This window comes from Orientia chuto str. Dubai, from assembly GCF_000964595.1.
GTDB lineage: Bacteria > Pseudomonadota > Alphaproteobacteria > Rickettsiales > Rickettsiaceae > Orientia > Orientia mediorientalis.
Window position 1 is genome coordinate 1 of record NZ_LANP01000012.1, and the last position, 14956, is coordinate 14956.

Sequence of the window (14956 nt, forward strand, 5' to 3'; positions counted from 1 at the left end):
ATATAGTTATAATGATTATGCCCCTATATTCGACCTTTTGAATAACAATTTTAGAATAATTTATAAAAATATTCTAAAACTACCTGCTATAGCTGTATTTTTGGAGACAAAAAGTGCAACATATAGTATGCGATATATAACCAATAAATGAATTTCAAAATGATTTTAAAAATGATGTACAAATTTCAATTGAAGATGGTAGACATGAATCATTAAATATTCTCAGAGTGTTGAATGATGAAAAATGCTATTTCAAAAGAAAAAGGCTAGAAGAATTTTATCCACTAATACCTAAACACCAAAAGATGCACTTACATTGCAATATAAGTCTAATAGAGAGTTCAACATAACTATATGGCAAAAGCGTTAGCAAATGAATTACGTGATACTGACAAAGCAGATAGTGGTAACTTTAAATTTAATGATATAGGAAATCTTATTAAAATGAGCCCAGATCCTAGTAAAGAAGGTCAGTTAAAGCTTAAACTAGCACTTTCGAAGCTGATATGGCTTATAAAATTTTAACCTCTTCAAATGTTATCTCTTGTTTTTCTTTTATACGCTTCTCATTTTCCTCTATATATTTTTTTCTTACTTCTCTCGGATCTATTTCTTTCGTCTTACGCCAGTAATGTTTGTATTCCCTTGCTTTTTTTCTGCATATCTAATGCATAGATATGCTCCTATCTTTAGCTCCTGTTTTCTATATTTCTATCTAACTAAATAAAATATTTCTATTAATTCTAAAATCCATAATCAAAGTTTTTTATAGAGTATCTCTTATTTGTTTTGTTTAGCCGTTTTCTTCATATCTAATCCTAAACTGAGGTTAAAGAACATATTTTTCACATGATAAAATATCTTTTCATATTTTACTAAATAGAGGTATAATTTTAAGTATAATAACATAAATTGGAGGAATTTAATTTATGAATATTATAATTTCTGGATTACCACAATATAATTATTTAAAATTTAATTTAAATCAATATGTTAATAATAAGCTTGTTGTAGTAGCTAATAAGTATTTTGATAATGTAAAAGCTCCAAACGTTCATTTTAGTAAGGAAGAACACAATCAGTTTAAATGTCATATTATAGTTAATCCTATTACCAAAAATCATCGTATCATTAATAGTACAGGGCACTCAAATAATATATTTGCGAGTTTTGATCTTGCATGTACTAAATTAGAACAACAACTTAGACGATACAAATCTAAACTTAAAGATAATCATGGCAAAACAAAACTTTGTCAGTCATAAAAGATATAGCTAATTTTTAGCTATATCTAATTTAGCATTGTAAATTGCTACTTTTACGCATTTATACTTGTTATATTTTGTGTTAGCATCTGTAGTCAAAAATATGCTTTAAAAAGCAAAACTCATAAGTAAATTAAACAACATAATTAATAGAGATTTACTACTAAAAAAATATGTAAAAAAAATTGATAATAGCCTATTAAGATTAAGGAATTAAGTTATATAAATACTATGGTGAACTTTTAATATAAAGCAAGAAATAAGATATGCCAACCCTCCAGTAACAATTTTAGTTAGTAGCGAAATTATTTTAAATAGAATAGTAGCTTTATTATATAACATAATATTACTTATAAAGTAAATTGTTACCGCCATAATTATGCATGATATTAACAACTTGGCTATAAATATAACAGTTGATTTTGTAAACTTATAATATCCATATTTATTAGTAGCAACTAATACCAATATAATATTAACCCACAGTGATATTGAATTACTTAAAACAATACTAATATAACCAAAAAATTGCATTAATAATATACTAAGAATGATATTTAATAAAGATGAACATATAGCAATTTGCATAGGTGTTTTAGTATCGTGATTTGCATAAAATACTGGAGTTATAACCTTAGCAATAATATACGTTGGTAATCCAATGGTAGAAATAGTAATTACTAAAGATATTTTTTGAATATTTGCTATTGTAAATGTTCCACACTGATAAACTAATTCAGTAATTGGATTTGACAACATTCCAATTATAACAGCAGTAGGTAATGCTAAAAAACAACTAAAATTTATCATATCTTTTTGCAATATAGCAGCTTGATTAACTAATCCTTGTTTATATAGCTTTGATAATTCTGGTAATAAAACTGTGTTAATACTTATGCCTACAATTGCTAAAGGTAGCTGATAAATCCTATCTGCATATGATAGGACTGATATTCCACCTGAAAAAAAACTAGATATACCTTGAGAAATAAAATTACTAACTTGTGATACCCCAGAACTTAGCATTGAATAAACCAACTTATTTCCAAAAGATTTTACACTTTCATCTAATTTATCAAGCTTAAAAAATAATTTAATCCTAGCTCGCCTTAAATGAAAATACATAAATAATACTTGTACAAAGCCAGCTATAATTACTGAGCAACAAATTGCTACTTCCAATGAAGTAAAATTACTACTAAAATATGTTCCTACTATAATAAATAAATTTAAAAAAACTGGAGAAAAAGCTAAAATAGTAAATTTACCTATTGAGTTTAACACTTCACCGATAAATACTACTATCGAAGCTAATATAGTGTAAAAAATCGTTATTCTACATAATAAAATTGTAATTTTCATCTTACTTTCAATAGATAAAAAACCAGGAACACATACAAATATAATACATGGCATGATAAGCTGAATAAAAATTACAAGTGCAATTAAAAAAATAATAAATATAGTAAAAATATTGCTAGCAAATTGCTCTGCAGATTTCCTAGAATCTATCAATTTTGCACTGAAGAACGACACAAAATTATAAAAAAATGCTTTTTCTCCTAAAGCAATACGCATCAAGTTAGGCAACTTTAATGCAAATAAAACACTATCTGATAATTCACTAACACCAAATAAAGAAGCAATAAAAAGCTCGCGTAAAAATCCTGAAATTCTTGAAATAATGGTTAAGATCGCTACTACAATGCTAGATTTTAATAATTTCAAGACTTTATCCTGTATTACAATTGACTCTTAAATAGCAAATTTATGAACTAGAGCTTCCCAATAATATCATAAATTTTAAAAACAGCAATGTTACTTATTTTTAATTTTAAAGAGTATTAACTTATCAACCTCAGTTTTAGATTAGATAAAAGGACTTAGAGAGGTAAACTTAAATAAAAATAGTTAGTTTGAAAAGGATAAAAGATTCTCCTAATAGAAAAGTAAAAAAATTCTCAAAGAAAAGGATACATCCAATAAAAAGATATAACAGCCCTATAAATTGCTTTGTTATAATTTTGTTAAATAAACAATGGCAAATGCAAGGCTTTAAAATAACTATAAAGCAAATGTAGATAATATAAGCCCAATTAAGCCCAATTCATAGACAAAAGAGCAATTACTGATTTATTATTTTGTGATAAAGGTTATTTAAAACAAGAATTATTTTCTATTTGTAGAGTAAGGAATTGAAGCTGGTAATATATAAAGAAAAATATAAAAAATAAACCCCTACCTTTAGTTAAAAAGTTGAAAAAATGTTTCAATTATTGAAACTGTATTCTTTATATTAAAAATACTCCTGAGCTTAAACATACAAGACATCACTAAGTATAGAATACTTACTAAGTATAGAATACTTTTTTTCTCATTCATAAAAAAATCTCCCTTAGTTGCTCATTACTTTAAGCACACTAGACCTTCTATCTAATATAACCTCACAGTAGCTCCTCATTATGATTTAATATAGCTAAAATACTAGTTAATAATTTTCTTATTCCATCTTTAGTATAGGATGATATTGGATATATTACTCTATCAACTGCTTTTTGTAGCTCTAACAATTTAGGAATTGTGACTTCTTTAGATTGAGTATCAATCTTAGTAAGACATAAAATCTCTCTTTTATCTCTAAGAGCTAACGAGTATGATGAAAGTTCATCACGGATAGTATAATAATTTTGTACTAAATTTTCTGCAGTTACATCAAGTAAATGCACTATAATACGGCATCTCTCAATATGCTTTAAGAACTTATCTCCTAACCCTCGTCCAAGATGTGCTCCAGTAATTAATCCTGGAATATCAGCAACAATAAAACTATCATTATTAATATATACCACCCCTAAATTTGGGCTTAAAGTAGTAAATGGATAATTAGCAATCTTAGGCCTAGCAGAAGTAATTGCTGATAAAAAAGTAGATTTACCCGCATTAGGTAATCCTACTAATCCAACATCAGATAACAATTTTAAATGCAACCATACCCACATCGAACTTCCAATTTCCCCTGTAGTCCTTTCTCTAGGACTTTGATTAATTGAGGATTTAAAATTAGTATTCCCTAAACCTCCCTTACCTCCTTTAATAATTGTAAATTCTTGTTCATCATTACTTAAATCAAAAATTATCTGTTCTTTATTATTACTTAAAATTTGTGTACCAACAGGCACCTTAAGAATTAACTTTTGCCCAGATTTTCCAGTTCTATTATTTCCTTCTCCTCTTCTACCATTTTGAGCTCGAAAATGCTGTTTAAATTTAAAATTTATAAGAGTATTTAAATGGCGGTCACTAACAAAAGTAATATCACCACCACAACCACCATTTCCACCATCAGGACCGCCATTAGGAATAAATTTCTCCCTCCTAAAGCTTACACACCCATCTCCCCCATCGCCACCTTTTATATAAATTTTTGCTTCATCTATAAACTGCATAATTTAATAAAATAAAACTCTACACATAGCATCAAAAATTTAGCTATATTGATCTATCTAGCTGATACTCTGCCACTAGATTTTCCCTTACTAGAAAAAATAGAAGCAAGTGGAACACTAAACCCACTAACTGAACCACTTAAATCAGCAAATTGAAGCACTGACCTAAAACTTTGACCATAAATTGAGGATGCTGCTGAAAAAATACTATCTAATCCTAATGTAAGCATCTTGATTGTATGACTTTCTGAAAGTAATTGATTAACACTTAGTGGTCTTACTTCACTAAACATAGCACTATATACACTTTCCATATTAGCGCCATTACCTCCATGACCAATAGAACCTAAATTTGTGCTAATATTAGTAAACATAGAAATCAATTACCAGGTTTTAGTTTAATTTTATGTTAATTATTTTACACTTATTTTACACTTATTTTACACTTAAAAAAGCTATCTTATAATTTAGCTCAAAAAAATTAGAATGCAGCAATAGCCTTAGAGGCTATAAACAGCAATAGTATAACTATATATCAAGCCTGGCAGCAACTTACTCTCCCATGTTTTAACATAGTACCATCAGCATTATGAGGTTTCATGATCGAGTTCGGAATGGGATCGTATGTATCACTCATAATTATAACCACCAGGCTAGACATATAGGCTGTAGAATAATACTAAATAACTTAACCTATAAAGCCACTGCTAAGCAAAATAAAGCTATATATGTAAATAACTAAAAAATAAAATTTCCTAGAAATAATAATAATTTAGAACTAGCACTGTATACAAGTTTCAAAGTAATTAAATCAATCAAGCTATTAGTACCAGTTAGCTTAATACGTTGCCGTACTTACACACCTGGCCTATCAACGTGGTAATCTTCCACGGCTTTAATGGGGAGATCTAGTCTTGAGGCAAGCTTCCTGCTTAGATGCATTCAGCAGTTATCTCTTCCGTACTTAGCTACCCAGCTGTGCCGCTGGCGCGACAACTGGTACACCATAGGTACGTCCACCTCGGTCCTCTCGTACTAAAGGCAGGCCCTCTCAAATCTCCAACACCCACGGCAGATAGGGACCAAACTGTCTCACGACGTTCTAAACCCAGCTCACGTACCACTTTAATCGGCGAACAGCCGAACCTTTGGGACATTCTCCAGCCCCGGGATGTGATGAGCCGACATCGAGGTGCCAAACGATTTCGTCGATATGGACTCTTGGAAATCATTAGCCTGTTATCCCCGGAGTACCTTTTATTCGTTGAGCGATGGCCCTTCCACTCGGAACCACCGGATCACTATGACCGACTTTCGTCTCTGCTCGTCTTGTCAGACTCACAGTCAGGCTAGCTTATGCCATTACACTCAACAGTTGATTTCCGACCAACTTGAGCTAACCTTCGCGCGCCTCCGTTACTCTTTGGGAGGCGACCGCCCCAGTCAAACTACCCACCATGCACTGTCTTGATCCCTGATTCAAGGGACTCAGTTAGATATCAAAAATTAAAAAAGTGGTATCTCAACGGCGGCTCCACAATAACTGGCGTCATTGCTTCATAGCCTCCCACCTATCCTGCACATTTAACTTCTAATACCAATACAAAGCTGTAGTAAAGGTTCACGGGGTCTTTCCGTCTAACCGTGGGAACTCCGCATTTTCACGGAGAATTCAATTTCACTGAGTCGATACTGGAGACAGCGGGGAAGTCGTTACGCCATTCGTGCAGGTCGGAACTTACCCGACAAGGAATTTCGCTACCTTAGGACCGTCATAGTTACGGCCGCCGTTCACTGGGACTTCAATTCAGAGCTTGCACTCCTCCTTTTAATCTTCCAGCACCGGGCAGGCGTCAGACCCTATACCTCGTCTATTGACTTTGCAGAGTCCTGTGTTTTTATTAAACAGTCGCTACCCCCTAGCCTGTGCCACCTATAATTGGTTGCCCATATATAGGTCATCCTTCTTCCAAAGTTACGGATGCAATTTGCCTAGTTCCTTCAGCATCGTTCTCTCAAGCGCCTTGGTATACTCTACCTATCTACCTGTGTTGGTTTCTGGTACGGTCTTAATTTAAGAGTGCTATTTCCTGGAAAATATTAACTGCATAGACAATCCATTAAGCCTATACAATGTCTTACTTTCGTCACATCTCTTAGGTTCAGGAATATTAACCTGATTCCCATTAGCTACGCCTCTCAGCCTCACCTTAGGGACCGACTAACCCTGCGCAGATTAGCTTTACGCAGGAAACCTTAGATTTTCGGCGAAAATGTTTCTCACATTTTTTATCGTTACTTATGTCAGCATTCTCACTTCTGATACCTCCAGCAAACCTCACGGTTCACCTTCTCAGGCTTACAGAACGCTCCGCTACCACTTAACATTATAAAAATAATATTAAGTTCGTATCTTCGGTACATAGCTTGAGCCCCGTTACATTGTTAGCGCAAAAAAACTTATCTAGACTAGTGAGCTGTTACGCTTTCTTTAAAAGATGGCTGCTTCTAAGCCAACTTCCTAGTTGTTTTGGTCTTTTCACATCCTTTAACACTTAGCTATGATTTAGGGACCTTAGATGACGATCTGGGCTGTTTCCCTCTTGACTATGAACCTTAGCGCCCACAGTCTGTCTATTATGCTATACTTTATTGACATTCGGAGTTTGATTAAGTTTGGTAAGTCTGTATGACCCCCTAGCTTATTCAGTGCTCTACCTTCAATAACAAACACATAACGCTCTACCTAAATAGATTTCGCGGAGAACCAGATATATCCGAGTTTGATTAGCCTTTCACCCCTAGCCACAGCTCATCCCATAATTTTTCAACATTAACGGGTTCGGCCCTTCAGTAAATATTACTTTACCTTCAGCCTGGCCATGGCTAGATCACTCGGTTTCGGGTCTAATTCATTAAACTTAATCGCCCTATTCAGACTCGCTTTCGCTACGCCTACACTTAACAGCTTAAGCTTGCTTAATAAATTAACTCGCTGACCCATTATACAAAAGGTACGCCGTCACAAGCTATAATAATAACAATATAATAAATTAATTGCTTAATTAAACTATATCATCATTATATAACCCGCTCCGACTGGTTGTAGGCACTTGGTTTCAGATCTATTTCACTCCCCTAACCGGGGTTCTTTTCACCTTTCCTTCACAGTACTAGTACACTATCGGTCGCTAGAGAGTACTTAGGCTTGGAGGGTGGTCCCCCCATCTTCAAACAAGATTTCACGTGTCTCGCTTTACTCAAGAATATCAAAAATTTTTACCTATACGGGGCTATCACCCTATATTACTAATCTTTCCATATTATTCTAGTTATTTTTTTGATACTACTGGCCTGGTCCGCTTTCGCTCGTCACTACTAACGGAGTCTCAATTGATGTCCTTTCCTCCAGCTACTAAGATATTTCAATTCGCTGGGTTTGCTTTATATAACTATTTTATTCATTATATAATACTTGATAAATCAAGTGGGTTCCCCCATTCGGAAATCTCCGGATCAAAGCTCATTCGCAGCTCCCCGAAGCTTATCGCAACGTATTACGTCCTTCATCGCCTTCTAGCGCCAAGGCATCCACCAAATGCCCTTTTGTTTTTAACTACTTGAAATTACTAAATGCATACAGAACTAATTCTAAAAATTGTTTTGTATCTAACAGTAATTTTATTTTTGTTATTTATATTGGATAACTTTATTTACTTATTAAACAGCTACAAGATATAAATATTTTACTCTTGCTCATATCATTTATATAGCTTTTTTTTTTGATGTCAAGAGATATTCTTATTTTTGAGAAGTGTTAATTATTTCCATTAACTCTTCCCATTCTCTTCTTGAAAGTTTACTATCCTCCATACTAACCTTCTCTCCTCTTATCATTTTTCGAATTACTTCCAATCCGCCTTTTGATATTAGCGCTGAGTGCAATACATAATCTTCAAATGCTTCAAAGCTACAAGGAACCCAAAGCTTTACTATATCAATTATTGTTTTTGCATAAGCTCTAATTTCATATTGAGCATTTATACTTCCTCTTAAAGAAAGAAAATGTAATAGATTATGTAAATTTACTTTCCAATACCATTCTGTATAATAATTTATAGGTAAATTAATTCTAGCTAACTCCCTTGCAATTCCAATATTTTGAGAATTAATCACTTCCCCTTTACTATCCTCATTAAGCATTTCCTCATAATGTTGATAGCATGTTTCAGCATCATTTTTTAATATTTCTAGAACTCTCCTAGACCATCGCTCATTTATTTTTTCTTCTGCCCTTCCCTGCTTATTAGTTATAGATTGAGGAGCTAAATCTTCCTTTCTTGGCAAATAAAATTCTTTCGCTAAAATAGAATAACGAGCTGAATATTCATTAACACTTGCTGTACGATGCCTAATCCACTGCCTAGCTACAAAAATCGGCAATTTAATATGAAACTTAATATCACACATCTCAAATGGTGTTGTATGTCTATGTCGCATTAAATATCTTATTAATCCTCTATCCTGAGAGACTTGCTTTGTTCCACGGCCATAAGAAACTCTAGCAGCCTGTACTACTGAGGAATCATCTCCCATATAATCTACAACCCTTACAAACCCATGGTCTAATACTTTTATTTCATTATATAATATTGCTTCTAAAGCGCTAACACTATTTCTTTTTGTAGTACTTTGTTTTAATTCCATTTAACATCCTATTTAAGTTATTTAATTACAAATCATTATAGCAATATAAATAATTACGTAGCAACTCTAAAGCACATTGACACATCTGATTACGAATTTGATTTCTATCCCCATTAAAATTTCGTTTATAACTTTTAGAACTAGTAGCACATACTCCAAAATAAACTAGCCCTACTTGGTCTTGCTCGGTTGATGGCCCTGCGTTACCAGTAATCGATATAGCAATATCGCTCCCCATAATAATTTTACAATTTTCAGCCATAGCAATCGCACATTCTGCCGATACTGAGCCATAAGTTGATAAAATATATTGTGGCAACTTTAGTAATTTTACTTTAGATATATTAGAATACACTATAATGCCAGATTGAAAGATTTGTGATGCCCCAGAAACTGAAGTAATGTAAGCAGCTAGCATTCCTCCTGTACAAGATTCAGCAGTTGATATCAATAAGTCTTTATTATTTGAAATTAAAAAGTTATATATCTCGTTAACTTGAGCAATTATTGTATCATCCAACTGCATAAAACTTATTAAAGAAATATTGATTAATAATTCCTATACTCTAACCAAAATATATACCATTATAGCTGCCATCAATCCAGCAATAATATCATCTAACATTACCCCTACTCCATTGTTAAGATTGCGATCTATAAAACATACAGGCCATGGTTTAACTATATCAAAAAACCTAAAAAATATTAATATCAACATTAATAAAGTAGCTAAAGTATAATCTTTAAATTCTTTCATATAGTTTATACCAAATAAACTATTGCTTATAAAAATTACAGTATCACGCAGTAACTCCACTAATAAAGCTAGCACTGAACTTGAACTAATCTGGGTTACTAAAGGTATTACTAACATAACAGCTAACATTTGCCCAACTACTTCATCAATAATCATCTCTCTAGGATCATGTACTCCATAATATTCAATATATACCTGGCAAAATAAACTACCAATAATAAATAATATAACAATAACAACGAGCATTGTTATGTTAAATTGATCAAGCTTATACACTGGCAAACACTTATACACTAATAAACTCATAGGCAAAGCTATTAAAGAACCTAAAGTCCCTGGAGCAAATTTAAATTTCCCAAAATAGAAAAAAGTTACTATCAATTCTATAAATTTAATCATATATATTATTATTTCATATTTTATACTAAAATAAATGTAAAAATTATTGCTTTCTTCTATTCTAGAAAAGATAAATTATAACTAAAAATCATTATTACATGATAATAAAAGCAAACAATTACCTATTATATTTTTTAATTACAGCAATAACGTTATCTTTATGCTATTTTTTAATCAATATAGCTACTCCATTCTTAGCAGCTGCAGTTTTAGCTTATATACTTAATCCACTAGTAGAAAAATTACAAATAAAACTAAAATTATCGCGAAACTCAATAGTATTAATGGTATTTGGAATATTTTTAACTACTATAACTGCAGCAATATTAGTACTAATGCCAATTATTTATAAACAAATAGCTTTATTAGTTAGTAATATTCCAATTTATAAAGAGAACATACAAAATTTCATAGACTCTAGTAATACCATTAACAATCTTGATAATATCATTAATAAAAACATCAAGCACATGCTAAATGAAATAATAAATAGCTGGATTCTGATACTAACTCATATTTTAAATCATATTTGGCAATATACTATTACTACTATACACAGTATTATTACAGTAGGACTTAGTAGTATAATACTGTTTTATTTTCTCAGAGACTGGAAGCTAATTATCAATACCATTAATTCTATACTTCCTCAGCAAGGTATTGCACATATTAACAAAATAGCTACTAATATAAATACTTCACTGTTAGCATATGCGCAAGGGCAACTGAATATTTGTATAATATTATCAATTTTTTATAGTATATCACTACTCTTAATAAATTTAGATTTCTCCTTAATCATAGGATTATTTTCAGGTATTACAATTATAATACCTATAGTTGGAATAATCATCTCAACAAGCATAGCATTAATAACATGTTTTGCTAAGTTTGGTTTATCATTAAGTTTACTTTATATATTATAATTTATATTGCTAGCCACATTTTAGAAAGTCACTTCCTGACCCCTAAACTTATAGGCAGCAAAGTTGGATTACACCCTGTGTGGATATATTTTTCAGTATTAACTTGTAACCAGTATCTTGGACTTATAGGAATATTTTTTGCGATTCCAATTGCTATTATAATCAAAATTTTATGTAAAACAATAATAAGCACTTATAACACAAGTTTAGGATAAATAGCTCTACTCTCAAAATTACTCAGCAATTATAAATACTACTGTATAATATACTTTCAAAATATAGCATATAAGATTTCTTATAGTTGTTAAGATTTAGTAACACAACTAAATTAAGTCACTTGTAAAGATTATAAGAAGCATACATGGATATTAAATCCAAGCAGTTGCACAAAGTTTTTTTTTACTATTTGCTAAAGCTGCTTCGCAAAGCAATGACAAAAATTTAGAGCAAAGTAAACAAAAAATCTAACTTAGGATAGTATAAAAGATGTTTAACATTGCAATCTAGTGATTGCTAATAGAACTGTAAAATCACATCATGAAAACGTCCATGATAGTAGATGCTATACGATTAAGAGGTTAAAAAGAAGAAGAAAGCAGCAAGAATAGTTAGAATTGCTAATAAAATCAACAACCACACAGTCCTATTACAATGATATTTACCCCTATTAGTAATTTGGAATTAAAGTACTAAGAAAAAGAGCTGGAACAGGAAAATCACATGTTTTAGCCAAAATTATATAAGATTACTATCAATTGCAGATAAAAAAGTTATATTGCTCGCTCATATACATAATGCAGTATTGGAGATTAAATGCTACTCAGAACGTTATATCCAAAAGAGCTATTAAGTAGTTTGATAAATAGCAGATGAAGCTGGAATGCTAAGTAATAACTATTATTTATAGCTGTTAAATTTAGGTCAAGCAAATCATTACTAAATAATTCTTGCAGGCAATGAAAAACAACTAACTTCTGAAAAAAAGAGCGTGTATAAAAAAATAGAGAAGAAAGTAAAAGAAAAGCTAGAAAGCTAACTTTAGAGAAATTACATACTAAATACGTTAATGAATATACTAGGACCCATGTTATATTAAAAACTAACTTTTAGTTTTGAAATACTCGATGTGATGTTACTTATAATTTTTTAAGTCTAATAGCAATATAGCAATATTGATAAATATTATAAACACAGCTATAGTTAATGGTTGAATAGTAAGTAAACTTACACTAATAGTAGATTTTATAAAGTTTATAAATCAAGAAAAACTAACTTTTTACTTCTTTATTATAGTTTAAAGTTTTTTAGTTACACAATACTTAAGTACTTTATTAAGTATTTAAGATTTTATTAAATAGCCAATTGATATAAGTATAATATTTTTGTAATAATTTCATAACAAAAAAACATTTGAAAACAGCTTTATCAAAGGTAAATAATGGTTATTTCCATTGTTTTTTTACTCGCTATATTTAAATATTTATATTAATATCTAATTTGCTTTTAAGTTAAATGTTGCGTAATTAGCACAACCTGCAGTTATTTATTACTTATATGCTTACCTATATAGTAAAACTGTAGATAATTATGATATAAAAGTATAGATTTAAGTATTAAGTAAGTTAATTTAACATTTAAAAATTTTGAAATAACTTACTTACAAAGCAGTATAGAGTTAACTTATAGTTCACCTTCGCTTCCATCTCTAAATAATCACCCTTTAAAGGACTATAATTAACTCTATACTGCTTTTAGTTATTTAATTAATCTGAGTATTGGATTAAGAATTCAAAATTGATAAGTGGTTAATGCGCTTAATGCAACAAATACTCAGGGAAATAATTATAGACGAAAGAATTTCATATTGAACGGTGTTCTATATGTTTAGAGTAAAAGAGCATTAGTACACTGAATACAGCTTCAACAATTAAAAATGTTTACATAAATCAAAAACTTAGATTAAATGGAAGTCATTAAAATTTCTAAAGTGATACACTACTCAAGGCTTACACCATATTAAGTGCTATATTTAAACGATATTTTTATCGTTTTTATTTTAATTGTTCATATAATGCATATACTAGTCGTATTTAAAGATTTATATTTTAATATAAGCACTTTAAAATTTTACATGCTAGGTCATTAATATTTTATGCTATACTGTTAGTCGAAGAGCAAAATTCATGATAGCACATTCCTCAATAGGTTGATCCAAAATAAATCCCTTAGTTTTATAACCAGCCTCAGCAAAAAGGCTCAACATATTATTTATTTTAAAAGTTAAATTTAATAATCCCATAATACCATTTTTAATTTCAGCATATCTTGGAACTGGTGTCATTAACTCTGGTTGTCTCCACAGCGCTAAGCTAAATCCTAGATCAGCTTTTTTTATAGAGAATAGTCGAGGAACACTAAATTCAAAGTAGTAAGTATCATGTATTTTAGGAGAAGTAGAATCTTTTTTAGTAAAAAAATGCGAACCCGAAAGATTAGATACAGGATTATTTGATTTTAACTCTCGACCAAAGCCAAATGCTACTTTTACTGGAGTATATTCAGTATTAATATGTATTGTTATTCTTTTTTCTAGTACATTATATGGAGTTAAAATAAGATTTGCTGAAGGCATAAATCCAATTTTTCCTAATCCATTTATCTGTCCTAATGGTATCATAGGAACTTTAATATTTTGACCAGATATAATTGTATACAATGATGCAAATAGCATTGGATCAATGAGATCTAAAAAAGATAGAAACTGTATTTTTGATCTTATTGAGTTGTCACCATAAATATTTTCCATATTCTGTATATGCTGATTCAAGTCCCCAGTACCAGCCCGATGAAGCATATTAAAGGTAACGTCATGGCTTATATACCAAAATTGGTTTCCTGCACTGAAAATATAACTCCAAGCAGTAATTGGATTTAAAGGTTGATTAGTTGTAAGTAATTGATTAACAATTTTAGCTGCTAAGCAGGTGTTAATTTGCACACCTGAAATTGTTGTCACATCATTTTGTTGCAGATGGATATTTGGTAAATTTTTCATATAAGTAACAGCACTAAATAGACTAAAAGAATATCTAGTTACTGTACCACCAAATTCATATGCTCTGCGACCATGTCCTACAACTTCATGGTTGATCAATGCTATGTAAAAACTAGGGCAACCTATGATTATTCTTCCAATAATACTATCATTCCAACCATATTTACTGCTTATCAAATCCAGAATATTAATTGTGCTTAAAGAATTCTCAATGCCATTAGTTGAGATAGAAACTGAAAATTTCTTACCTTGAGTACCATACTTATCAAGTAGATCAAAATTAGAATAAGCATTGCGTGTTATTAACATAATTAATAATATGCAAGCTATCTTAAAATAAAGTTTCATAAATATAACACAAAGTTAACTATAAGTTGAATATCAGCTTAATTATAATTAAA

Annotated in this window: 11 protein-coding genes and 2 rRNA genes; 4 read left to right on the forward strand and 9 right to left on the reverse strand. The window is 30.6% G+C overall.

Annotation, left to right across the window (positions count from 1 at the left end; genetic code table 11):
• Window positions 1-354 precede the first annotated feature (354 nt).
• Together OCHUTO_RS05755 and hpf are read left to right on the forward strand one after the other, a co-directional pair.
• Window positions 355-525, forward strand: coding sequence for a hypothetical protein (locus OCHUTO_RS05755; RefSeq protein WP_156961277.1), 171 nt, complete (start codon window positions 355-357; stop codon window positions 523-525).
• 404 nt (window positions 526-929) lie between these two features.
• Complete coding sequence (gene hpf / locus OCHUTO_RS02350) at window positions 930-1265, forward strand: ribosome hibernation-promoting factor, HPF/YfiA family (protein ID WP_052694619.1); 336 nt, start codon at window positions 930-932, stop codon at window positions 1263-1265.
• Window positions 1266-1478: 213 nt separating this feature from the next.
• Here the strand turns inward: hpf and murJ are convergent, their stop codons facing one another.
• The 8 genes from murJ to OCHUTO_RS02390 form a co-directional block, all read right to left on the reverse strand.
• Window positions 1479-2993 (reverse strand): murein biosynthesis integral membrane protein MurJ, encoded by a 1515-nt coding sequence (gene murJ, locus OCHUTO_RS02355; RefSeq protein ID WP_045797243.1) that lies wholly within the window; start codon window positions 2991-2993, stop codon window positions 1479-1481.
• A gap of 716 nt (window positions 2994-3709) precedes the next feature.
• Window positions 3710-4711, reverse strand: a complete 1002-nt coding sequence (obgE, locus tag OCHUTO_RS02360; RefSeq protein ID WP_045797244.1) for a GTPase ObgE — start codon at window positions 4709-4711, stop codon at window positions 3710-3712.
• Between the two features lie 53 nt (window positions 4712-4764).
• The gene (locus OCHUTO_RS02365; protein WP_045797245.1) at window positions 4765-5085 is read right to left on the reverse strand and encodes a hypothetical protein; all 321 of its coding nucleotides are present in this window, start codon (window positions 5083-5085) and stop codon (window positions 4765-4767) included.
• Window positions 5086-5250: 165 nt separating this feature from the next.
• A 5S ribosomal RNA gene (gene rrf, locus OCHUTO_RS02370) occupies window positions 5251-5364 on the reverse strand.
• Between the two features lie 149 nt (window positions 5365-5513).
• Window positions 5514-8329 (reverse strand): 23S ribosomal RNA (locus OCHUTO_RS02375).
• A gap of 183 nt (window positions 8330-8512) precedes the next feature.
• A complete protein-coding gene (thyX, locus tag OCHUTO_RS02380; protein WP_045797246.1) occupies window positions 8513-9418 on the reverse strand; it encodes an FAD-dependent thymidylate synthase in 906 nt (301 codons plus the stop codon).
• 25 nt (window positions 9419-9443) lie between these two features.
• Window positions 9444-9944, reverse strand: coding sequence for a CinA family protein (locus OCHUTO_RS02385; RefSeq protein WP_045797247.1), 501 nt, complete (start codon window positions 9942-9944; stop codon window positions 9444-9446).
• 33 nt (window positions 9945-9977) lie between these two features.
• Complete coding sequence (locus tag OCHUTO_RS02390) at window positions 9978-10574, reverse strand: phosphatidylglycerophosphatase A family protein (RefSeq protein WP_045797248.1); 597 nt, start codon at window positions 10572-10574, stop codon at window positions 9978-9980.
• A gap of 98 nt (window positions 10575-10672) precedes the next feature.
• Here OCHUTO_RS02390 and OCHUTO_RS02395 point away from each other — a divergent pair, with 98 nt between their 5' ends.
• The gene (locus OCHUTO_RS02395; protein WP_232296944.1) at window positions 10673-11500 is read left to right on the forward strand and encodes an AI-2E family transporter; all 828 of its coding nucleotides are present in this window, start codon (window positions 10673-10675) and stop codon (window positions 11498-11500) included.
• 35 nt (window positions 11501-11535) lie between these two features.
• A complete protein-coding gene (locus tag OCHUTO_RS06780; protein WP_269745477.1) occupies window positions 11536-11715 on the forward strand; it encodes an AI-2E family transporter in 180 nt (59 codons plus the stop codon).
• Window positions 11716-13655: 1940 nt separating this feature from the next.
• Here OCHUTO_RS06780 and OCHUTO_RS02400 read toward each other — a convergent pair.
• Entirely contained in the window at window positions 13656-14864 is a 1209-nt protein-coding gene (locus OCHUTO_RS02400; RefSeq protein ID WP_156961278.1) for a hypothetical protein, read from the reverse strand.
• Window positions 14865-14956 lie beyond the last annotated feature (92 nt).

Bases quoted from the DNA above. Each gene is read 5' to 3' on its own strand.
- OCHUTO_RS02385 (WP_045797247.1), bottom strand. From the start codon at position 9,944: ATGCAGTTGGATGATACAATAATTGCTCAAGTTAACGAGATATATAAC.
- hpf (WP_052694619.1), top strand. From the start codon at position 930: ATGAATATTATAATTTCTGGATTACCACAATATAATTATTTAAAATTT.
- obgE (WP_045797244.1), bottom strand. From the start codon at position 4,711: ATGCAGTTTATAGATGAAGCAAAAATTTATATAAAAGGTGGCGATGGG.
- OCHUTO_RS02395 (WP_232296944.1), top strand. From the start codon at position 10,673: ATGATAATAAAAGCAAACAATTACCTATTATATTTTTTAATTACAGCA.
- OCHUTO_RS02365 (WP_045797245.1), bottom strand. From the start codon at position 5,085: ATGTTTACTAATATTAGCACAAATTTAGGTTCTATTGGTCATGGAGGT.
- OCHUTO_RS05755 (WP_156961277.1), top strand. From the start codon at position 355: ATGGCAAAAGCGTTAGCAAATGAATTACGTGATACTGACAAAGCAGAT.
- thyX (WP_045797246.1), bottom strand. From the start codon at position 9,418: ATGGAATTAAAACAAAGTACTACAAAAAGAAATAGTGTTAGCGCTTTA.
- OCHUTO_RS02400 (WP_156961278.1), bottom strand. From the start codon at position 14,864: ATGTTAATAACACGCAATGCTTATTCTAATTTTGATCTACTTGATAAG.
- OCHUTO_RS02390 (WP_045797248.1), bottom strand. From the start codon at position 10,574: ATGATTAAATTTATAGAATTGATAGTAACTTTTTTCTATTTTGGGAAA.